This window comes from Anaerobacillus sp. 63XJN7_5_ISO-PGPR-S23-430, from assembly GCF_056173695.1.
Genome location: NZ_CM149686.1, coordinates 2749279 through 2768886, shown reverse-complemented (window position 1 = coordinate 2768886; position 19608 = coordinate 2749279). Strand labels below are relative to the sequence as shown.

Here is a 19608-nt window from a genome sequence, read left to right as displayed (position 1 = left end):
GCAAATTCTTGTTAGCTTGCATGCAGAGAGGGTAAACTATAGAGAAGAAAACTGGATAAGTAGTGGTGAAAAAATGAACGATAAATTATTATCTGAACGTTTGAAAATGGTTGCGAATTTTGTTCCAGAGGGAAGTAGTGTGGCTGATATTGGATCTGATCATGCCTATTTGCCATGTTATTTGATGAATCATCAACGTATTACTATGGCGATTGCCGGAGAAGTGAACGAGGGTCCATACCAATCGGCAATCAAGCAAGTTAAGCGAAGCGGATTCACCAATGAAATAACAGTACGTAAGGGAAATGGCCTTGAAGTCATCTCGCCTGGAGAAGTGGATGTGGTTACAATCGCAGGAATGGGAGGGCAACTCATACGGGATATCTTGCTAGGCGGAGTAGAGAAGCTAGAAAATGTAAAGCGGCTAATCTTACAACCTAATGTTGCGGCACATCTTTTACGTGAACGACTTGCGGATTTGAACTGGGAACTTGTCGACGAACGGATTCTTGAGGAAGATGATAAAATTTACGAAGTCCTTGTATTTGATGCTGGCAATGGAAAGCAACCCTACGCTGGAATGGATGGCAAAGAACTTCAAAAGAATTTACTTGCGGGCCCCTTTCTCCTAAAGGATAGAAATGAAGCGTTTATGAAAAAATGGCAGATTGAATTAAAGAAAAGAGAACGGATCTTACAGTCTCTTACAAATACAGAAGGTGTTTCTGACAAAGAAGCGCAGGTAACGAATGAGCGTGACATCATTAAGGAGGTACTCTCATGAGCAAGATAGCTTCAGCTCAGGCGATTATTCAAGAATTTGAGGCCTGGTCAAAAAAGAAGTATGCCGAAAATGGTGATCCTATTGGATTGCAAATCGGAAGCTTAAACAAAAAGGTTAAAAAGGTAATGACCGCGCTTGATGTTCTTCCCAACGTGGTAGACGAAGCGGTTCGAGAAGGGGTAGATTTAATTATTGCCCATCACCCCATTCTTTTCCGTCCTCTTAAGAAAATCAATTTGGATACAGAACAGGGGAAAATGGTAGAGAAGCTAATTAAAAATGACATCACTGTTTACGCGGCACATACAAATTTAGATGTTGCACCTGGTGGCGTGAATGATATGCTAGCGGATGCATTAGGACTACAAGAAACGAGCGTTCTTGTTGAAACATTTCAACGAGAACTAAAGAAAATAGCTATATTCGTTCCAATTACACATCAGGAACAAATTAGAACAGCTCTTTCGAAATCAGGAGCAGGGTTTATAGGTGAATATAGTGATTGTACATTTACTTCTCAAGGAACTGGCCGATTCAAGCCCACAGTTCAAGCGCAGCCATTTATTGGTGAATCAGGAGAGTTAGAAGCTGTTCAAGAGGTGAAAATTGAAAGCATTTTTCATGCAGATCAACAAGCGAAGGTTTTAAATGCTGTTAAAAAGGCGCATCCTTATGAAGAAGTAGCTTACGATATTTATCCTTTAGAAAATGAACCAGAAAAGCTTGGGCTGGGAAGAATAGGTCATCTTGATGCAGAAATGACATTAGAAGATTTTGCTGGTTTTGTGAAAGAGAGGCTTGGCGCAAGTGGTGTTAGAATTGTAGGCAATCTTACTTCTAAAATAAAAAAAGTTGCTGTGTTAGGTGGAGACGGTAATAAATTTATTAGTGCAGCTCGATTTAGTGGAGCAGATGTATTTGTATCAGGTGATATTTATTACCATGTAGCTCACGATGCTATGATGGAGGGGCTCCAAATTATTGATGCAGGCCATAATATTGAAAAGATTATGATTGAGGGTGTACGGGAAAAATTGCAGGCTTTTGTAGAAGAGAAAAATTTTGATACGGTTATTATGTCTTCACAAGAAATAACGGACCCCTTTCAGTTTAGATAAACAAAAATCCCGCCTAAAAGTAGGCGGGATTTTTGTTATTTTTTCACTTTCACTTTAGGGAGAATTTTAGAAGAAGGAACGCTTAGCTCACGAGTCCACGTTTCTTCGTTGTCAGGATCATATTGATCAAGAAAACGTATCACTTCTTTTGTAATCGGAGTTGGTGTAGAAGCACCTGCAGTTACTCCAACTGATTCAACACCTTCAAGCCATTCAAGCTTTAATTCAGAAATGTCCGCAATCCGATAGGCTGGTGTGCCAGCAACTTCAATGGAAACTTGGGCAAGTCTATTAGAGTTGTTACTCTTAGGATCTCCAACTACAAGAACTAAGTCTGTATCACCTGCTTGTTGGGCTACGGCTTCCTGACGAACTTGAGTGGCATTACAAATTTCATTATGAATAACCGCATGTGGATAACGTTCCATTGCTTTTTCCATAATTTCTTGAACATCCCACTGACTCATGGTCGTCTGATTTGTAATAATGATGTTATCACAATCGATTTCAAGTTCATCAACTTCTTCAGGCTTTTCAACAAGATGCACAATGTCAGGAGCAATCCCCATCGCACCTTCAGGCTCAGGATGGCCTTTTTTGCCAATATAAATGACGTGATAGCCCTCTTTTTGTTTTTCGCGAATTAAATCATGTGTCACTGTTACATCTGGACAGGTAGCGTCAAGTACAGTTAGGCCCTTTTTCTCCGCTAGCTCTCGAACCTGAGGTGAAACACCATGCGCAGTGAAAATGACAGTTCCTGATTCTACTTTTTCGAGAATTTCCATCCGATTTGGTCCATCAAGTGTAATGATACCATCATCTTCAAATGCATCTGTCACGTGTTTATTATGAACGATCATCCCGAGAATAAAGATCGGGCGCGGTAATGTTTTATCTAATGCAGCATTTCGTGCAATTACCATAGCATCGACAACACCATAGCAATAACCTCTTGGCGAAATTTTAGTTACTTTCATCGAGTACCTCCTCAACCCAAATACGGATTGTTGTATAACTGTTCTTACTCAATTATAAAGGAGATTCCGAGATAACTCAATGAATCACGATGTTCATACATAGAGTTTCGGCTTAGACTTGATACTGATTTCATTTGAGCTTGTCGTTTTTGTTTTTTTCTTGGCTTTTACTCCAGCGGGCTGCTTAGTTGATTTTTTCTTTTGGGTTTTTTTCTGCTTGATCGTTTTTTCTTTGACTTCATCCTCTGTTTCATCCTCTTCACTTGACCCTGAAGACTTCTGATATTCCTTAAACAAAGCAATCATTTCTGGGAGCTGCTTAACCATTGGACCGTATTGTTGTACCATTGGTTTAATTGTATCAGCAGCCTGCATCACTTTTTGAACATTTTGGATCATTCCCATCATATCCATGCCACCCTGTCCGGCACCCGGAAGGATTCTAGAGAGCATGCCGGCTTGTTGGGGTAAACCTGGGATGGTACCTCGTTGCATGGCTGGAAATGCTCCTGGAGGAGTCGGGAGTCCCTGACTTCCTTGAGGAGCGCCTCCTCCTAAAAACCTGGATAGCAGACCGCCGCCACCTCCTGTTTGCTGAGGCTGTGTAAATCCTGGCCCAGGACTTTGAAACCCTCCTCCGGAAAATGGAAAGCCCATACCTGGACCCGGACCACTTTGGGGGGAGGGAGGAAATTGATTCATGTCTTACCCTCCTTATGATAACTTGACCATAATAAGCTCTTGGTATTAATATGGTATGCCACAAAAATAGAAGGTGTGAGAATAGAGATTAATGGGCAATACAAGTAATGAGAAGTTGTATGAAGTGAAATTAGTTAGGGCATCGCTTTACTAATAAAATGGTGTTCGACGATCCAATCTTATAGTTTTCTGTTGTTCTTGTTCGGTGACTATGGCAAACGTGTAGCAAAATTGAAAAACGATCACTTTCATCGAATTTATGGCTTTCTAAAATAAATAAGAGGATCGCTCTTCCCTTAACGTATGGCGCTTTGAGCAAAAATGTTCTATAATACAAGTTGGATTAATGGATGGAGGAACAATAATAATGAAACACTTTGATAGATTAGGGCTTAAGCCTTTTTTAGTTGATGCTCTAGAAGCTCAGAAATTCAACAGACCAACCGAAATACAGGAGAGACTGGTCCCAGCGATACGTAATGGTGACAGTGCGATCGGACAATCGCAAACAGGATCAGGCAAAACGCTTGCTTTCTTACTCCCACTTATTCATCGAATTGATAGTGGATTAAATGAATGTCAGGCTGTTATTACAGCGCCTACGAGAGAATTGGCCGATCAAATTTACAACGAATCGTTAAAATTGATCTCTACCCTCCCTGAAGAAGAAGCAATTTCTATTAAAAAGGCTGTAGGTGGAACTGATCGTAAACGTATGATTAGTCGTATGAAAAATACACCCCATATTGTCATCGGCACTCCTGGGCGTATTAAGGATCTTGTCGAAGAGCAGGCGCTAAGCGTTTTTCCTGCAACGATGCTTGTTGTTGATGAAGCGGACCAAATGTTGGACATGGGATTCATTGAAGATGTAGACTATATCGCATCTCGAATGGCAAAACAATTACAAATGCTTGTTTTCTCTGCAACTATTCCAAAGAGCTTGCAGCCATTTTTGAAAAAGTACATGGACAATCCTAAATTTGTAGAAGTGAATGCAGAACAAGTGACGGCTGATAAAGTAGAAAACATTTTTATTCCTGCACGATATAAAGAGAAGAAAGAGCTACTTTTAAATGTGACTAAGGCAATTAATCCTTATCTTGCTCTTGTCTTTACTAACACTAAACAAACGGCAGATGAAGTGGCTGACTTCCTTATCGAAAATGGCCATAATGTTGAAAGACTTCATGGTGGTGTTCAAGCACGTCAGCGTAAACAAATCATGAAGAAAATTCAGGAAGCTGAATGTCAGTATGTAGTCGCAACTGATCTTGCTTCAAGAGGGATCGACATTAAGGGCGTTTCACACGTGATTAACTTTGAACTACCAAAAGATCTTGATTTCTATATTCACCGAGTAGGACGTACAGCAAGAGCAGGTCACGATGGAATAGCATATACATTGGCAGAACCATCTGATCAACAAGCTATACAAAAGCTATCTTCAAAAGGCATTAGCATTGAGTACAAAGAAATTAAAAATGGTGAGTGGGTAGAAGCGAAGCCCGTAACTCCAAGAAAAAAGCCTACCTCATCAAAACCTGAGGTTTTTGTACCTAAGCCTAAGAAAGTAAAACCAGGCTATAAAAAGAAAATGCAGCAGGAAAGAGATCGTATTCAGCAAAAGCGCGGTCGGAAATAATTCAAAACCCTCTTATGACAGAGGGTTTTTGTCTGCTTAATCGTATGAGAGGGCATGTGTTAAGTTTACTTTTTCAATCGACATGAATAGATGGCAGATTAGCAAAAAAGGTATAATAAAATGATGAAGTGAAAAGGGAAGGATTGAAGATAATGTTAAAAATAGGTTCACATGTTTCAATGAGCGGTGATAAAATGCTTCTAGGAGCAAGCGAAGAAGCTGTTTTATATGGCGCTACAACCTTTATGATTTACACGGGTGCACCTCAGAATACGAGGCGTAAAGCGATTGAAAAGCTTAATATTGATAAAGGTTCGGCCCATATGAAAGAGCATTGTATCAGTGACATTGTTGTCCATGCGCCATACATTATTAATATTGGTAACACTACAAAACCTGAAACCTTTCAACTCGGAGTTGATTTTCTCAGATCTGAAATAGAGCGTACACATGCTCTTGGTGCTCGTCAAATCGTGCTCCACCCTGGTGCTCATGTAGGTGCTGGGGCAGATAAAGGAATTCAGAAAATTATCGAAGGATTAAATGAGGTGCTAACAGCCGATCAAGAAGTTCAAATCGCTCTTGAAACAATGGCCGGTAAGGGTTCTGAGTGCGGAAGAAGCTTCGAAGAACTAGCTCAAATTATTGATGGTGTTACACATAATGAAAAGTTATCCGTTTGTTTTGATACTTGCCATACGCACGATGCAGGCTATGATATTGTGCATGACTTTAACGGGGTTCTAAATGAATTCGACCGAGTAATCGGAGTGGATCGGTTAAAGGTGCTTCACGTGAATGATAGTAAAAATGAGCGTGGTGCGTCTAAAGACCGTCATGAAAATATTGGGTTTGGTTATATTGGCTTTGATGCACTTAATAAGGTGATTCATCACCCTCAATTGAAAGATGTTCCGAAGATCTTAGAAACGCCTTATGTAGGAGAAGACAAGAAAAATAAGAAGGCGCCTTATAAATTAGAGATTGAAATGCTTCGAAATCAAAAGTTTGATGAAGATTTAAAAAGTAAACTAATGTCTGTCTAACAAAAAACCGCTTAAGCGGTTTTTTGTTATTGGGTAAGAAAAGAGAGAATTAACTTGTGTACGCGTGACGCAACCGAAGGACTAACTTCACGACTAATTTTCATTAATATACGTTTTCGTTGCGTTTGGTTCGCAATATCAATATTCTCTTGTTTTAAAATTTGCACAATTTTCTTTGCATCTGTTGCTGAAAGTGTAATACCATATTGGTTAGATAGTTGAAGCAATTCCTCTGTTGTAATACGATTCAATTTGAAATTTACAAGTTGAAGCTGTATTGGATTCATCACGATGCCCCCTTTGCCTATCTCATACTATGCACACAGTTCACGATGGTGTTCGCTAAAAGAACATTCTAAACTTTTAGGATCAGGTTATTTTATTATCGTTTTCTTGACTTTTGACTCATGACTTGTCGTGAATGAGCCAATAGACAATCATGCTCATTAACATAGGCTTCAAAGAAATAAGAGACATACTTTGGAGGGTCCCATGGAGAAAAAACAGCATAGGAAAGAAAGTAAAACGCATTTAATTTATAGACTTTTTATGATTATGATTGGCGCTTTTCTCGCTGCCGCAGCCATTGAATTATTTTTAGTTCCAAATCAGTTGATTGACGGTGGAATTATAGGGATATCCCTTATTTTAGATCACCTCACAGCATTTAATTTTGCTATTCTGGTTGTAGTGTTAAATCTTCCATTTATGTATTATGGTTATAAGCAAATTGGTAAGACGTTTGCCTTTTCAACACTATTCGGTATTATCGGGCTTGCTACATTCGAAACCTTTCTTCACCATACAGATCCATTTACAACGGAACCTATTCTTGGTACGGTTTTTGGCGGATTGACATTAGGACTAGGCGTTGGATTGGTGATTAGACATGGCGGTTCAATGGATGGAACTGAAATATTAGGGATTTTGTTAACGAAAAAAATTCCTTTTTCAATTGGCGAGTTTGTTATGTTTACAAACATATTTATTTTTACGTGGGCTGGATTTGTTTTCAGTTGGGAGAATGCGATGTATTCTGTAATGGCGTATTATATCGCTTTTAAGACAATTGATACGGTGATTCAAGGTCTTGATGAAACGAAAGCTGTATTGATTGTCTCGGATTTATACGAGGAAATTTCGAATGCTATTTTAGATCGACTTGGTAGAGGAACGACAAAACTCGTTGGTAAAGGTGGTTATACTGACGAGGAGAAAGAAGTTATATATGTAGTTATAACAAGGTTAGAGGTGACGAAACTAAAAAGTGTGATCTACGACATTGACCCTCATGCATTTATTACAATTATGAATACTCAAGAAACAAGAGGGGCGAAGTTCAAATCTCCAATTCATTAGACTTCCTATACCGGGGGTCTTTTTTCTTATGAAATTGTAATGATTTATGAGCAAAATAGTAGAAAGGTTTGAGAAAAAGATGATAGGGTATTACCTTAACTGGTGCTCTTCAGCTTTATTAATACCAGTTGAAAAGGAGTGCAACACTATTAATTTTATTCAAAACAATATCAAAAAACCTCTGTCTATGATCACTGTAATTGTTCTAACACTTGTTCTAGCACTAGTCCTTGTACAATCTCATCTATTTAATGAGCAGGTTGCCGATGCTGAAACAACTGTCGGTGAATTGAATCAGAAATCATCCCAGAATGATCAGATGAAAACACAGACAGCTATTAGTAAATTAGAAAAAGAAACGGGTTACTCACTTGACCCAAACTCAGTAAGTGTAGAAGAGTGGAAGCAGGCGAAAGCTTACTCTGAACAGTTCTATCAAGATAGTGAGGGGAAGTTTAGTAAGAAGTGGGGATTGTTCTTAACGTATCAGGCTATGAAAGAAGATATTGATCCTACAATCGTTTATGAGCTTCTGAAAGTTGAGACAGGAAATACGTTTGATCCTGAACTCATTGGGCCAGAAACAAAGTATGGGCATGCTTATGGGATGGCTCAATTCATGACAAATACGGCTCCATGGATTGCCGATATGGCGGAGATTGATTATTCAGAGGACAAGCTATTTGACCCTTATTTTTCAATAACACTTTCCGTCACCTATCTTGATTATCTTTATGAAAAATATGAGAATTGGGATGAAGCTCTGACAGCTTATAACCGAGGCATCGGCGGATTGAAGGCTTATGTAGCAGAAAAAGGAACACCGAAAAGTAGCTATTCAGAAGAGATTCAGGAGATGGCTAGCCTTCATGAAATGTAAACACAGCTTAAAAGCACCTTCGTTTCTTTCTCCGAAGAAGCGTAAAGATGGCCACAGCTTTCAAGTCTGAAAGCTGTGGCCATTTAATGTTATTGAGGAACTTCCTATACGATTTATGACCAATCAAATTACGGGGGGGGCGACTACAATAAGTTATCTGAGATAGAATATCATCAAGGAAATTTACAAATGTTCATCATGTAAGGTATACTACATAATGTAAATCGTAATGATTCTTATAGATGGAAGGTTTTATTTATGGCAACTTCTCAAAATATCATTGATCTTCAGAATATCTCTTTTCATTATGGGGATGGATATGTTCTTGAAGACATTACTTTTTCTATTCCTAGTGGAGCCTTTGTAGGACTTGTAGGTCCGAATGGTTCAGGTAAATCAACTTTAATTAAAATCATATTTGGACTATTGAAGCCTCAAAAGGGACAAGTGAATATATTCGGCAAGAAGATGAATAAGTTTCATGAGTGGAGCAAAATCGGTTATGTCTCTCAGAAAGCAAATAGTTTTAATTCAGGATTTCCTGCTTCTGTATTTGAAGTCGTTTCGATGGGATTAGCGAGTAAACTTGGATTATTCAAATTTATGAAAGCAGCGCATCGAAAAGCAGTTATGGAGGCCCTCAAACAAGTAGGAATGAGTGATTATGCATCAAGTAATATTGGAGAACTTTCTGGTGGACAGCAGCAGAGAGTGTTTATTGCAAGAGCGCTTGTCAGTAAACCAGAAATTCTTATTCTTGATGAACCTACGGTGGGGGTAGATGCTAATTCAACGAGTGATTTCTATGAACTTCTTGGTAAGCTTAATCAGGAGAATGGCATTACCTTGCTTCTTGTAACACATGATATCGGTACGATTACGGATAAAGTAACGCACGTGGCATGTTTGAATAAAACCCTTCACTTTCATGGTGAAACAAATGAATTTGAACAGTTTAATGATCGTGAACTATCTGGATTTTATGGCCATCATGTTCACGTTCTAAGTCACGACCATGATCACGGAGGCATTTAGAAAATGATAGAAGCTTTATGGAAATTTGAGTTTTTGCAAAACGCTTTTTTGGCTGGCATATTAATTGGAATTATTGCGCCGCTACTTGGAGTGTTTATTGTTGTTAGAAGACAGGCGTTAATAGCGGATGCTTTATCACATATTACTTTGGCAGGAATAGCTGCTAGTTTACTTCTAGGTAAGTATTTTACATTCTGGCAGGGCGTTAATCCTGTTTATATGGGAATGGGATTTTCAGCAGCGGGTTCGTTATTTATTGAGCAACTGCGAAAAGTGTACAAGCATTTTGAAGAGCTAGCGATCCCCATTACTTTATCTGGGGGGATTGGACTTGGGGTCGTATTCTTATCATTAGCAGATGGATTCAATTCTGATCTATTTAATTATTTATTCGGAAGCGTCATTGCCATTAGTCGAAGTGACTTAATGGCTGTGGCAGTGATAACGATTATTGTCGTACTTGTTGTGATTTTATTATACAAAGAACTATTTTTTCTCTCATTCGATGAAGAGCAAGCAATCGTATCAGGCGTTAGAGGAAAGTGGATTCATTTCATTTTTATTTTACTTGTCGCGTTCGTGATTGCCGTTTCGATGCAGATTGTAGGTGTACTACTCGTTTCGGCGCTTATGACGCTTCCTGTTGCTGCAAGTATTCGAATTGCTAGAGGATTTAAGCAAACAATCGCATACTCCATTATTTTGGGAGAAGTTGCGGTGCTTGGTGGACTGGTTCTGGCATATTATCTAGATATTGCCCCTGGTGGAACAATTGTTATTCTATCAGCGTTGATCTTGTTGTTCGTTCTTCTATTCAAAAGATTAAAACAGTGGAAATCTTAACATAATGAGGTGGATATATGAATGTCTCTACAGCATTGCGTATTTTAAAGGATGAAGGTTATAAATACACTGAAAAACGGGAGGATCTCGTCACTCTTTTCGCCAAAGAAAAGAGGTATCTTTCAGCAAGAGATGTGCTGAACCATATGCAAGAAAGCTATCCCGGGATGAGTGTTGATACGATTTACAGAAATTTAACTCTGTTTGCGGATTTAACGATATTAGAGGAGACAGAATGGAACGGTGAAAAGCGCTATCGTCTTAGCTGTTCAACGAATACGCATCATCATCATCTCATTTGTCTGGATTGCGGTAAAACTCGCCAAATAGAATCATGTCCAATGGAGAACATCCCAGTAGGGGACTCTGAGTTTGAAGTAACAGGACATAAATTTGAAGTGTACGGTCGTTGTGGTGCATGTCAGGCATATGCCTAAAAGCGGAAGAGCATAGTTATGCTCTTCCGCTTTTATTATGGTGCTTAAGCCACTGTTGAGCTTCTGGCCAGGTTTCCAATCGAGATACATTAGAAGGCACTGTTCCCTGGTTGTATGGAGTGTCAAAAAGGATCACTGGGATCTCACATTCCTCTGCAATCGCACATGCATTATCGTATTTATCCTCAAAAAAAACGTCAACGCTATGTTCTTTAATGGAATCAATTTTATCATGTTTTCCAATAAGTTCGATGTGATGATAAGGGACGGCATTTGATGTAAACCAGTCTTTTGTTGTGTTGAGTAAATGATCCCCTCTTGCACTAATGTAGAAAAGTTCATAATCCACTTTCCATTCTTCTAGTATAGGATGAGCTTGATCTGCGATAAGGGCATTTGCGTAAATTTTCTCTTCATTTATTTTTAACCACTCAAAAAACTCTTTTTGAGGAATGCCGAGAAGGTTAGCAAGATTGTACTGTGTAATATCATGTAAGGATAATTGTTTATTAAATGAAGAATTTAAATAAGGAAGAAAGGTTTTAGGACTTGTTACAGTTCCATCAATATCAAGTCCTAGTCTTTTGATCGTCATAATAAAACTCCTTTTTGATTTGCTCTCTTTTCATCATATCATAGAAAAGAAAGGCAATAAGAAGGAATTGGGATTATCTTACTGATTGAACGAACATATTCTTACACTCACTGACAAATACTAATCATGCTCCACAACAAGGTAAAGTGAGGGATGTATATGACAGAAGACAGACATGATGACGATCTGGACTTTATCGAGGAGCGCGAAGTTCGCAGCGAATCGGAAGAGGAATATCTTGAGGAAGCTGCAGCTGAAGTAGCCCCTGGTGTATTAGACCGTCCTTATTTACAGTCGCCTGAAAATGAACGTCCAACTGCTGAGGAGCATCATGAACACTTTGAAGCTAAAAGACAAGAACAGGATCGAACAGGAGTGGGAGTGGGTGTAGCTGCTCTTGCTTTATCGGTTATTTCCTTGTTTATACTTCCCGTCATTCTTGGAGCAGCGGGAATCGTCGTAGGATTTGTTGCTAGGAGAAAGGGACTAACAACGCTCGGATCATGGGCGATTGGTGTTGGTGCCGCTTCAATGATCATCAGCTTATTCTTCGCACCGTTCTTTTAGTTGAAAACCTTAATAGAAAAGCCAGGCACTTTTAAAGTGCCTGGCTTTTCTTCTTTGATCAAGAAAAAGAATTAAGAGTTAGCTTCAGCTTTCTCTTTTTCTTCTGCCATTTTCTTGTAATGTTCTTCTGCTATTTTGTCGACTTCTTTTTTCAACTCTTCTACCATGGTTTCCTCAGGAACTTTACGGATAATTTCACCATGTCGGAAGAGGAGACCTTCACCACGTGCACCTGCAATACCGATATCAGCTTCACGCGCTTCACCTGGACCGTTCACTGCGCATCCAAGCACGGCTACTTTAATAGGTGCTTTGATTGTTGAAATGTACTCTTCGACTTCATTTGCGATTGAAATAAGGTCAATTTCGATACGACCACAAGTTGGACAAGAAATTAATGTGGCTGCATTCGCTGCAAGTCCAAATGATTTAAGAAGCTCTCTAGCTACTTTTACTTCTTCAACCGGATCCGCACTAAGAGAAATACGTGCCGTATTTCCGATTCCTTTTGAAAGAATAACACCAAGACCGGCTGCGCTTTTAACTGTACCTGCAAATAGAGTGCCTGACTCTGTAATTCCGAGATGCAGTGGGTAATTAAAAGAACGTGCTGCCAGTTCATATGCTTCAGTTGCAAGGTTAACATCGGAAGCTTTCATGGAGACGATGATATCGTAGAAATCAAGGTCTTCAAGAATTTTGATATGGTGGAGGGCACTTTCTAGCATTCCCTCAGCTGTAGGATAGCCGTATTTTTCAAGGATTTTTCGCTCAAGTGAACCAGCATTAACGCCAATGCGAATCGGAATGCCTTTTGCTTTGGCTGCTTTTACGACAGCTTCCACTTTTTCGCGACGTCCAATATTACCAGGGTTAATACGTATCTTGTCTGCTCCACCTTCAATGGCTTTTAGTGCTAGCTTATAATTAAAGTGAATATCAACGACAAGAGGGATATTAATCCTCTTTTTGATTTCAGGGATTGCATCTGCTGCCCTGTCATCTGGACAAGCTACTCGTACAATCTGACAACCAGCTTCTTCAAGACGATTGATTTCAGCAACTGTTGCTTCCACATCGTGAGTTTTGGTTGTTGTCATACTTTGAATAATAACTTCATCGTTACCGCCTATTGTTAAAGGACCTACTTTAACAGGTCTAGTTTGACTACGGTGGGTAATTTCATTCATGCGAAAATCGCTCCTTTTACATGTAGGATTGCTTACCTCATGATTTAGATCGCTTTTATATACTCCCTTGTAGGGAATAAGACTCATCTGTAATACTATCCCATTGTAGCAACTTTAGAGAGCTATTGACAAGAAATAATCATTGAGCAGATGTTTGGTCATAAGTTGGTATCCTATATTCTTTCCCAATTTGTATAAGAGTTGGATGAATTTTATTTAATGTTTCAAAATCGTGAACGACCGTTTCAATCGGAACCGGTATTGAGCCGTTCGCTTTTTCTACTAAAGAAAGAACAGTATCGCCAGCATTTATTTTATAAACCACATAGGGAGAGTTTTTTTCAGGTGACCCCACTTCGACTGCTTCTGATACTTCTGAAATAGCTCTGTTATTTGTAAGAGTTCCTGTTGTTAAATCATAATAAGTTGTATGAAGGACAAGCAGAAATAGGGAACTTAACAATAGTTTTCGCATCTCTCGCAACTCCTTCAGAATGATTTCCTTTGTACTACGATATGCTTGTCCTTCCATGATATGACAGATTTCCTAGTGAATTATCTTTTCTTTCGATCGAGTGTCGAGTAGAATACTAAGAGATGGGGAGATTAACTGAGTTACTCTTCATTAGAGCATCACGTTAAAAGGAGACAAAAAACATGCTTAAAAAAGGATTGCCGTTTTTATTGTCGATGGTGTTAATGATGTCTATTATTCCTATGGTGGCACAAGCGGATGCGAGCGTCGGGGATGTCATCGTTACACTTGGTGAAGATCTATCTGAAGAGCAAAAACAGAAGCTAGTTGATGAAATGGAAGCTCCGGAAAATGCAATGACGGTAACGGTATCAAATGAAGAAGAGCATAAATATCTTGGGAATTATATAAGTAAAGCGCTAATCGGTACCCGCGCCTTATCTTCTTCTTCCATAACCATTGGTGAAAAAGATGCTGGTTTAAGCGTTGACACAAAAAATATTAATTGGGTAACAGATGAAATGTACGCAAATGCTTTAATAACAGCTGGAGTAAAAGATGCTGATGTTTATGTGACAGCACCAATGGAGGTTTCAGGTACGGCTGCATTAACTGGTTTAATCAAAGCTTATGAGTTAAGCACAGATGAAGTGATACCTGAGGAGCAAAAACAAGTAGCAAATGAAGAGCTTGTCACTACTGCAAAATTGAGCGATAGTATTGGCGCAGATAAAGCAACAGAGCTAATGACTAAGATTAAGGATGAAATTGCTACAAACCCACCTGAGACGGAAGATGATTTAAGAACAGTTATTAAACAAATTGCTAACGATTCAGGTATTGAATTGACTCAAGATGAGTTGGATGGTCTTGTTGCACTGTTTAATCGAATGAAAAATCTTGATATTGATTGGGATCAAATGAAGAGTCAGTTGCAGAACGCGAGAGAAAACCTGGACGAGTTTTTAAATAAAGACGAGACACAGTCATTTATTCAAAAAATCATTGATTTCTTTATTGCGATTATTGATGGAATAAAAGGGGTATTTCAATCGTAAGGTGACAAGTGACTGAAACTTTCTTCCCTTTTGAACGTATAAGAGAAGAAGGAAAAGGAGGGAGCGAGGATGGAGATTCTATCTTTGCCAGCAGTTGGCTTTCTTATCGTTTTACTTAGCGTGCTATTCTTGTTTGCTGAGTTACTTGTCCGTGTAAAAGGTATTTTTGGATTGATCGGAATACTATTGCTCACATTTTATTTTAGTTTCCATCTTACTTCTTTATCATCAATTCTCTGGATGGGACTTGTGTTTGCTGTTGGTTTAGGCTTAGTTATTCTTGATGGGAAATTACTCAATGATGGTACATTTGGTTTGATTGGATTAATTATGATGGTTACAGCCGTAGCCATTCCTTCTCCGACTTTCCTTTATGGCCTTCTCGTTTCTAGTGGTTTTTTAATTGGTACGGCTGCTTCATTCCTGTTTTTGCGTGTTTTCCCCGCACGTTCTATGTGGACGAAAATGACGTTAAAGGATCGGTTAAGCAGTGAAATGGGGTATAATTCCATGAACGCTGAGTATAAGAATTTAGTTGGAGAATCGGCTATGACAATTACTCCATTTCGACCAAGTGGAACAATACAAGTCAATGAGAAAAAGTACAGCGCCATTTCTGTTGGAAGTTGGATCGACAAGGATACGGCAGTAGTTATTACGTCTGTAGATGGTACGCGTATCTTAATAGAAGAGAAAAAAGAAGAAAGTAAACGTCATCCAATCTAAAAATGGTCCCCGAGTCATAGATTCGGGGTTTTTTTCATATTCTTTTCTAATCCCTTTATCCCGATCTCTAAACTAGGGTTGACATATTGTTAGATAATAGTTAAGATTTAGAAAATAACTTATCAAGAGAGACCGAGGGACTGGCCCGTTGACGTCCAGCAACCTGCCTGATTGGCAAGGTGCTACTTCCAGCAAAATGGAGTCCATTTTGGAAGATAAGGTGAATTAAGGTAACCTGATCTGTCTTTCCAATTTGGGAAGGCTTTTTTCATTTATAAGCTTCTCCTCATGATTATTACGACTAAGGGAGGTTGCATGATGGGAACGAAAGACCAGAATTTTTCAGACGTTGCTGTACGTATAGAACGAATGCTAAGTTCGTTAAAATTTGGGTCAATTACGCTTGTTGTTCAAGATGGGAAAGTTGTTCAACTTGAAAGAAAAGAAAAAGAACGACTTTAATATTGGCGCTGACTAGAGAAACTAGAGGCGGTTCTAACCCTAAAGGTTAGAACCGCCTCTTTTTTTAAACTTTTAAATATATTTCCTTGATCGGAATTGGGAGGGTTAGAAATGAATTGGTTCTATAATAATTGGTCGGGTAAGGAACCTGAATTCGACGTTGAATCAGAAACGAAAGGGGCTCTTGAAGTTCTGGAGTGGGCGTATCAAATATACCAAGATGATATTGTATATGCTTGTAGTTTCGGTGTTGAGGGTGTCGTTCTAATTGATTTGATTTCCCGGGTAAACCAGAACGCGAAGATTGTTTTTCTGGATACAGGTCTCCATTTTGATGAGACTTATGAGCTAATTAATAAAGTGAAAGCTAAATATCCATCTCTAAATATTAAGTTAAAGCAACCAAAGGAGTCGGTCGAAGAACAGGCATTAAGTAAAGGGGATGCTCTATGGGAGCGAGACCCGGGACAGTGCTGCAACTTGAGGAAAATCATACCATTGCATGAAGAATTAGATCATGTAAGTGCATGGATCTCAGGTTTAAGGAGAGAGCAGTCGCCACTCAGACAAAAGACAAATTATTTCAATAGAGATGATAAGTTTCAGTCGATTAAGGTTTGTCCACTTATTCATTGGACATGGAAAGATGTTTGGAGGTACGTGTACGAAAAGGATTTACCATACAATCCTCTTCATGATAAAGGGTACCCAAGTATAGGATGTGCGGTATGCACTGAAAGAGTATTGGAAGGTAGTGATTCTAGAGCTGGGAGATGGGCAAATCAGGAAAAAACGGAATGCGGCTTGCATTTTGATTCAGCACCAAATCGGTGACGGTCATGACAACCCTAGTTATTACAGTGGCTCTCTTTTTTGCTATGAATATTGGGGCTAGTGGAGCTGCGGCATCGATGGGAGTGGCTTACGGGGCTGGAGCGATTAAAAGAAGAAGCGTAGCACTGAGTGTTTGTGCGATTGGGATTGTTGGTGGTGCCACATTAGGTGGAGGTAATGTTATTAAAACAATGGGGAGTGGCATTATACCTTCTTCCGTACTCAGTCTAAAGGTTATCTTGATTATTTTTATTTCAGCTACAACAGCGCTCTTTCTAGCAAATATGATGGGGATTCCATTATCAACAAGTGAAGTTACTGTGGGCGCAGTGGTAGGAGTTGGTATTGCTTACCGTGCTTTGTACTTTCAGAATGTGATGTTCATTATGTTGTTGTGGATCGTTATACCGGTTATTGCTTTTGCGACAGCTCTCAGCGTTGGGAAAATTTTTGGTCTTTTAAAACAAAGAATCAATCTTACTTCAAAGTGGCAAAAGCCACTCACCATTTTTTTAATTGTAGCCGGTTTTCTAGAAGCCTTTTCAGCGGGAATGAATAACGTCGCAAATGCGATTGGACCGCTAGTTGGAGCGGGAGTTTTATCCCTTTCTCACGGCGCATTTTTTGGGGGAGCTTTTGTTGCTTTAGGTGCTTTAGTTTTTGGTAAACGTGTCATTGAAACGAATGGTTATCGCATCACAAAATTTTCACTTGGTGAAGGTTGTGCTATATCAGGTACGAGCGCTGGACTTGTGATTGGAGCTTCCTTATTTGGGATTCCGGTGCCGCTTACCCAGATTACCACCTCATCGATCATTGGTATCGGAACTGCTAAAGATGGATTTCAGCTTTGGCAGAAAGATGTCATTACGCGAATGATTAAAGTTTGGGCAGTTTCACCGGTTTTTTCTTTAGTTATTTCTTATAGTATGATCAAACTTTTTTTAGAAAGTGATTTATATACATTAATTGCAATTGGCAGCGTTATTCTAGCGACGCTTGGGTCAGGAAGTTTAATTCGATCGATTCGCTCTCAAAAGAGAACATTACAAGACGAAGGAAGCTTATAATAAATTCAATTTGGAGGGATTAAGATGGCAACAATTAACGCGCATGGAGGAACATTGATTAACCGTTACAAACCTAATACTGAAATTGATGGGATTATTCAAGAAATTGAGTTAGACGCTACTGCGTTAAGTGATCTGGAATTAATCGGAACAGGAGCGTATAGTCCGTTAACTGGTTTTCTTAATGAAAATGAGTATACGTCAGTCGTTCATCACCTCAAATTAGAAAGTGGGTTGCCATGGAGCATTCCTATTACGTTGCCAGTTACGCACGAACGAGCTGCTGAGATCGCAATTGGTGATAAAGTGAAGTTAACTAATAATGGGACTGTGTACGGCACAATAGAAGTGGAATCCAAATATACTCCTGATAAGGGAGTGGAGGGGCGCCACGTGTATTTAACAGAGGACAGTGAACATCCAGGAGTGAAAAAAGTTTACGATAGACCAGATGTTTACATTGGTGGACCAATTACGCTTATTAAAAGAACCGAAAAAGGCAAGTTTGACCGCTATCATTATGATCCATCTGAAACAAGAGAGTATTTTGAACGTCAGGGCTGGAAGAAAGTTGTAGGATTTCAAACAAGAAATCCGGTTCATCGAGCGCACGAGTATATTCAAAAGACCGCACTTGAAACAGTGGATGGCTTGTTCTTGAATCCTCTTGTAGGTGAAACCAAATCAGATGATATACCAGCAGAAATTCGAATGGAAAGTTATGAAGTTCTACTTAAGAACTATTACCCTGAAGATCGTGTGCACCTTGGTGTCTTTCCTGCTGCTATGCGCTATGCAGGGCCAAGAGAGGCAATCTTTCATGCGCTTGTTCGAAAAAACTTTGGATGCACACATTTTATTGTGGGGAGAGATCATGCCGGAGTAGGTGATTACTATGGCACTTATGATGCCCAGAGAATCTTTAGTCAATTTACAAGCGAGGAATTAGGAATTACACCACTCTTTTTTGAACACAGTTTCTACTGCGAGAAGTGCGATAGCATGGCTTCGGCCAAAACGTGCCCTCATGGAAAAGAACATCACGTCATTTTATCAGGTACTAAAGTACGTGCCCTTTTACGAAATGGGGAGCAGCCTCCAGCAACATTCAGTCGTCCTGAGGTAGTGGAGGTATTAATTAAAGGGATGAGTGAGAAGACAGTGAACGCATAAGGGGGAGATTTGAGATGACAGTGAACAATAACTTAACCTGGCACGATACAGTGATAACAAAAGAAATGAGGCAGCAGAGGAATCAGCATAAAAGTGCAGTACTCTTCTTTACAGGTTTGTCTGGTTCCGGGAAATCAACGCTGGCAAATGATGTTTCAAGGAAGCTTCATGAATTAAACGTCCAAAGTTATGTACTAGACGGAGATAATATCCGTCAGGGTTTAAATAAGGATCTTGGTTTTCGAGAAGAAGATCGCAAGGAAAATATTAGACGTATTGGGGAGGTGTCTAAACTACTAGTTGATAGCGGTCAATTCGCAATCACTGCATTTATTTCCCCGTTCAATAGTGATAGACAAGTAGTACGTGAACTTCTGCAACAAGGTGAATTTATTGAGGTATATGTGAAATGTCCAATAAATGAGTGTGAGAGTCGAGATCTTAAAGGATTATACAAAAAAGCTCGTAGTGGCGAGATTCCTCACTTCACAGGCGTATCATCTCCTTACGAAGAACCGATCAATCCCGAAATCACCATTGATACCTATAACGACTCAAGAGAAGAATGTGCTGATAAAGTGATGTCCTATTTAGTAAAGCAAGGGTTGATTATAAATCAATAACTTTTG

At 39.3% G+C, this 19608-nt stretch carries 23 protein-coding genes and 1 riboswitch; of the genes, 17 read left to right on the top strand and 6 right to left on the bottom strand.

Annotation, left to right across the window (positions count from 1 at the left end):
• Positions 1-73: 73 nt before the first annotated feature.
• The gene (locus tag AC0VYJ_RS14635) at positions 74-784 is read left to right on the top strand and encodes a tRNA (adenine(22)-N(1))-methyltransferase (RefSeq protein WP_475367498.1); all 711 of its coding nucleotides are present in this window, start codon (positions 74-76) and stop codon (positions 782-784) included.
• The gene (locus AC0VYJ_RS14630) at positions 781-1902 is read left to right on the top strand and encodes a Nif3-like dinuclear metal center hexameric protein (protein ID WP_430244219.1); all 1122 of its coding nucleotides are present in this window, start codon (positions 781-783) and stop codon (positions 1900-1902) included. The genes AC0VYJ_RS14635 and AC0VYJ_RS14630 overlap by 4 nt, the downstream gene beginning before the upstream one ends.
• 35 nt (positions 1903-1937) lie before the next feature.
• Here AC0VYJ_RS14630 and AC0VYJ_RS14625 read toward each other — a convergent pair whose 3' ends face one another.
• Positions 1938-2882 carry a 4-hydroxy-3-methylbut-2-enyl diphosphate reductase gene (locus AC0VYJ_RS14625; RefSeq protein WP_430244221.1) on the bottom strand — a complete coding sequence of 315 codons (945 nt, stop codon included), beginning with the start codon at positions 2880-2882 and terminating at the stop codon, positions 1938-1940.
• A 93-nt stretch (positions 2883-2975) separates the two neighbouring features.
• Positions 2976-3584, bottom strand: coding sequence for a VrrA/YqfQ family protein (gene vrrA / locus AC0VYJ_RS14620; protein ID WP_475365506.1), 609 nt, complete (start codon positions 3582-3584; stop codon positions 2976-2978).
• 367 nt (positions 3585-3951) lie between these two features.
• Between vrrA and AC0VYJ_RS14615 the strand changes: the two genes are divergently transcribed.
• Entirely contained in the window at positions 3952-5229 is a 1278-nt protein-coding gene (locus tag AC0VYJ_RS14615) for a DEAD/DEAH box helicase (RefSeq protein WP_194219529.1), read from the top strand.
• A 152-nt stretch (positions 5230-5381) separates the two neighbouring features.
• Entirely contained in the window at positions 5382-6275 is an 894-nt protein-coding gene (locus tag AC0VYJ_RS14610; protein ID WP_475365505.1) for a deoxyribonuclease IV, read from the top strand.
• A gap of 26 nt (positions 6276-6301) precedes the next feature.
• Here AC0VYJ_RS14610 and AC0VYJ_RS14605 read toward each other — a convergent pair whose 3' ends face one another.
• On the bottom strand, positions 6302-6562 hold the full coding sequence (locus AC0VYJ_RS14605) for a DUF2624 family protein (RefSeq protein ID WP_475365504.1): 261 nt from the start codon (positions 6560-6562) through the stop codon (positions 6302-6304).
• Positions 6563-6767: 205 nt separating this feature from the next.
• Here AC0VYJ_RS14605 and AC0VYJ_RS14600 point away from each other — a divergent pair, with 205 nt between their 5' ends.
• The 5 genes from AC0VYJ_RS14600 to AC0VYJ_RS14580 all read left to right on the top strand — a co-directional run bounded on the left by AC0VYJ_RS14600 (position 6768) and on the right by AC0VYJ_RS14580 (position 10829).
• A complete protein-coding gene (locus AC0VYJ_RS14600; protein WP_371018242.1) occupies positions 6768-7634 on the top strand; it encodes a YitT family protein in 867 nt (288 codons plus the stop codon).
• Positions 7635-7713: 79 nt separating this feature from the next.
• Positions 7714-8514 (top strand): lytic transglycosylase domain-containing protein, encoded by an 801-nt coding sequence (locus AC0VYJ_RS14595; protein ID WP_475365503.1) that lies wholly within the window; start codon positions 7714-7716, stop codon positions 8512-8514.
• Between the two features lie 258 nt (positions 8515-8772).
• Entirely contained in the window at positions 8773-9549 is a 777-nt protein-coding gene (locus AC0VYJ_RS14590; RefSeq protein WP_430244231.1) for a metal ABC transporter ATP-binding protein, read from the top strand.
• 3 nt (positions 9550-9552) lie between these two features.
• The gene (locus AC0VYJ_RS14585; protein WP_194219534.1) at positions 9553-10392 is read left to right on the top strand and encodes a metal ABC transporter permease; all 840 of its coding nucleotides are present in this window, start codon (positions 9553-9555) and stop codon (positions 10390-10392) included.
• Between the two features lie 17 nt (positions 10393-10409).
• Positions 10410-10829 carry a Fur family transcriptional regulator gene (locus AC0VYJ_RS14580; RefSeq protein WP_430244234.1) on the top strand — a complete coding sequence of 140 codons (420 nt, stop codon included), beginning with the start codon at positions 10410-10412 and terminating at the stop codon, positions 10827-10829.
• A gap of 16 nt (positions 10830-10845) precedes the next feature.
• Here AC0VYJ_RS14580 and AC0VYJ_RS14575 read toward each other — a convergent pair whose 3' ends face one another.
• Positions 10846-11424 (bottom strand): hypothetical protein, encoded by a 579-nt coding sequence (locus tag AC0VYJ_RS14575; RefSeq protein WP_475365502.1) that lies wholly within the window; start codon positions 11422-11424, stop codon positions 10846-10848.
• 159 nt (positions 11425-11583) lie between these two features.
• Between AC0VYJ_RS14575 and AC0VYJ_RS14570 the strand changes: the two genes are divergently transcribed.
• Entirely contained in the window at positions 11584-11991 is a 408-nt protein-coding gene (locus tag AC0VYJ_RS14570; protein ID WP_226614328.1) for a hypothetical protein, read from the top strand.
• Positions 11992-12062: 71 nt separating this feature from the next.
• Here AC0VYJ_RS14570 and ispG read toward each other — a convergent pair whose 3' ends face one another.
• Both ispG and AC0VYJ_RS14560 read right to left on the bottom strand, forming a co-directional pair.
• Positions 12063-13181 carry a flavodoxin-dependent (E)-4-hydroxy-3-methylbut-2-enyl-diphosphate synthase gene (gene ispG / locus AC0VYJ_RS14565; RefSeq protein ID WP_194219537.1) on the bottom strand — a complete coding sequence of 373 codons (1119 nt, stop codon included), beginning with the start codon at positions 13179-13181 and terminating at the stop codon, positions 12063-12065.
• Between the two features lie 139 nt (positions 13182-13320).
• Positions 13321-13656, bottom strand: coding sequence for a hypothetical protein (locus AC0VYJ_RS14560; protein WP_404681555.1), 336 nt, complete (start codon positions 13654-13656; stop codon positions 13321-13323).
• 182 nt (positions 13657-13838) lie between these two features.
• Here AC0VYJ_RS14560 and AC0VYJ_RS14555 point away from each other — a divergent pair, with 182 nt between their 5' ends.
• The 7 genes from AC0VYJ_RS14555 to cysC all read left to right on the top strand — a co-directional run bounded on the left by AC0VYJ_RS14555 (position 13839) and on the right by cysC (position 19602).
• Complete coding sequence (locus tag AC0VYJ_RS14555; protein WP_430244239.1) at positions 13839-14714, top strand: DUF1002 domain-containing protein; 876 nt, start codon at positions 13839-13841, stop codon at positions 14712-14714.
• A gap of 69 nt (positions 14715-14783) precedes the next feature.
• Positions 14784-15440 carry an NfeD family protein gene (locus AC0VYJ_RS14550; RefSeq protein ID WP_430244241.1) on the top strand — a complete coding sequence of 219 codons (657 nt, stop codon included), beginning with the start codon at positions 14784-14786 and terminating at the stop codon, positions 15438-15440.
• Between the two features lie 116 nt (positions 15441-15556).
• Positions 15557-15662: riboswitch (SAM riboswitch) on the top strand.
• Between the two features lie 96 nt (positions 15663-15758).
• Entirely contained in the window at positions 15759-15902 is a 144-nt protein-coding gene (locus tag AC0VYJ_RS14545) for a YezD family protein (protein WP_194222197.1), read from the top strand.
• Positions 15903-16013: 111 nt separating this feature from the next.
• Positions 16014-16736 carry a phosphoadenylyl-sulfate reductase gene (locus AC0VYJ_RS14540; protein WP_475365501.1) on the top strand — a complete coding sequence of 241 codons (723 nt, stop codon included), beginning with the start codon at positions 16014-16016 and terminating at the stop codon, positions 16734-16736.
• Between the two features lie 5 nt (positions 16737-16741).
• Positions 16742-17806, top strand: coding sequence for an inorganic phosphate transporter (locus AC0VYJ_RS14535; protein WP_475365500.1), 1065 nt, complete (start codon positions 16742-16744; stop codon positions 17804-17806).
• 24 nt (positions 17807-17830) lie between these two features.
• Positions 17831-18979: a sulfate adenylyltransferase gene (sat, locus tag AC0VYJ_RS14530; protein WP_475365499.1), complete on the top strand. Its 1149-nt coding sequence runs from the start codon at positions 17831-17833 to the stop codon at positions 18977-18979.
• A gap of 14 nt (positions 18980-18993) precedes the next feature.
• On the top strand, positions 18994-19602 hold the full coding sequence (gene cysC / locus AC0VYJ_RS14525; RefSeq protein ID WP_475365498.1) for an adenylyl-sulfate kinase: 609 nt from the start codon (positions 18994-18996) through the stop codon (positions 19600-19602).
• Positions 19603-19608 lie beyond the last annotated feature (6 nt).

Excerpts from the sequence above, each read along its gene's own strand:
- ispG (WP_194219537.1), bottom strand. The coding sequence starts at position 13,181 with ATGAATGAAATTACCCACCGTAGTCAAACTAGACCTGTTAAAGTAGGT.
- AC0VYJ_RS14625 (WP_430244221.1), bottom strand. The coding sequence starts at position 2,882 with ATGAAAGTAACTAAAATTTCGCCAAGAGGTTATTGCTATGGTGTTGTC.
- AC0VYJ_RS14550 (WP_430244241.1), top strand. The coding sequence starts at position 14,784 with ATGGAGATTCTATCTTTGCCAGCAGTTGGCTTTCTTATCGTTTTACTT.
- AC0VYJ_RS14580 (WP_430244234.1), top strand. The coding sequence starts at position 10,410 with ATGAATGTCTCTACAGCATTGCGTATTTTAAAGGATGAAGGTTATAAA.
- AC0VYJ_RS14605 (WP_475365504.1), bottom strand. The coding sequence starts at position 6,562 with ATGAATCCAATACAGCTTCAACTTGTAAATTTCAAATTGAATCGTATT.
- AC0VYJ_RS14570 (WP_226614328.1), top strand. The coding sequence starts at position 11,584 with ATGACAGAAGACAGACATGATGACGATCTGGACTTTATCGAGGAGCGC.
- AC0VYJ_RS14575 (WP_475365502.1), bottom strand. The coding sequence starts at position 11,424 with ATGACGATCAAAAGACTAGGACTTGATATTGATGGAACTGTAACAAGT.
- sat (WP_475365499.1), top strand. The coding sequence starts at position 17,831 with ATGGCAACAATTAACGCGCATGGAGGAACATTGATTAACCGTTACAAA.
- AC0VYJ_RS14595 (WP_475365503.1), top strand. The coding sequence starts at position 7,714 with ATGATAGGGTATTACCTTAACTGGTGCTCTTCAGCTTTATTAATACCA.
- AC0VYJ_RS14560 (WP_404681555.1), bottom strand. The coding sequence starts at position 13,656 with ATGCGAAAACTATTGTTAAGTTCCCTATTTCTGCTTGTCCTTCATACA.
- AC0VYJ_RS14600 (WP_371018242.1), top strand. The coding sequence starts at position 6,768 with ATGGAGAAAAAACAGCATAGGAAAGAAAGTAAAACGCATTTAATTTAT.
- AC0VYJ_RS14635 (WP_475367498.1), top strand. The coding sequence starts at position 74 with ATGAACGATAAATTATTATCTGAACGTTTGAAAATGGTTGCGAATTTT.
- AC0VYJ_RS14540 (WP_475365501.1), top strand. The coding sequence starts at position 16,014 with ATGAATTGGTTCTATAATAATTGGTCGGGTAAGGAACCTGAATTCGAC.
- AC0VYJ_RS14545 (WP_194222197.1), top strand. The coding sequence starts at position 15,759 with ATGGGAACGAAAGACCAGAATTTTTCAGACGTTGCTGTACGTATAGAA.
- vrrA (WP_475365506.1), bottom strand. The coding sequence starts at position 3,584 with ATGAATCAATTTCCTCCCTCCCCCCAAAGTGGTCCGGGTCCAGGTATG.
- AC0VYJ_RS14615 (WP_194219529.1), top strand. The coding sequence starts at position 3,952 with ATGAAACACTTTGATAGATTAGGGCTTAAGCCTTTTTTAGTTGATGCT.
- cysC (WP_475365498.1), top strand. The coding sequence starts at position 18,994 with ATGACAGTGAACAATAACTTAACCTGGCACGATACAGTGATAACAAAA.
- AC0VYJ_RS14585 (WP_194219534.1), top strand. The coding sequence starts at position 9,553 with ATGATAGAAGCTTTATGGAAATTTGAGTTTTTGCAAAACGCTTTTTTG.
- AC0VYJ_RS14590 (WP_430244231.1), top strand. The coding sequence starts at position 8,773 with ATGGCAACTTCTCAAAATATCATTGATCTTCAGAATATCTCTTTTCAT.
- AC0VYJ_RS14610 (WP_475365505.1), top strand. The coding sequence starts at position 5,382 with ATGTTAAAAATAGGTTCACATGTTTCAATGAGCGGTGATAAAATGCTT.
- AC0VYJ_RS14535 (WP_475365500.1), top strand. The coding sequence starts at position 16,742 with ATGACAACCCTAGTTATTACAGTGGCTCTCTTTTTTGCTATGAATATT.
- AC0VYJ_RS14630 (WP_430244219.1), top strand. The coding sequence starts at position 781 with ATGAGCAAGATAGCTTCAGCTCAGGCGATTATTCAAGAATTTGAGGCC.
- AC0VYJ_RS14555 (WP_430244239.1), top strand. The coding sequence starts at position 13,839 with ATGCTTAAAAAAGGATTGCCGTTTTTATTGTCGATGGTGTTAATGATG.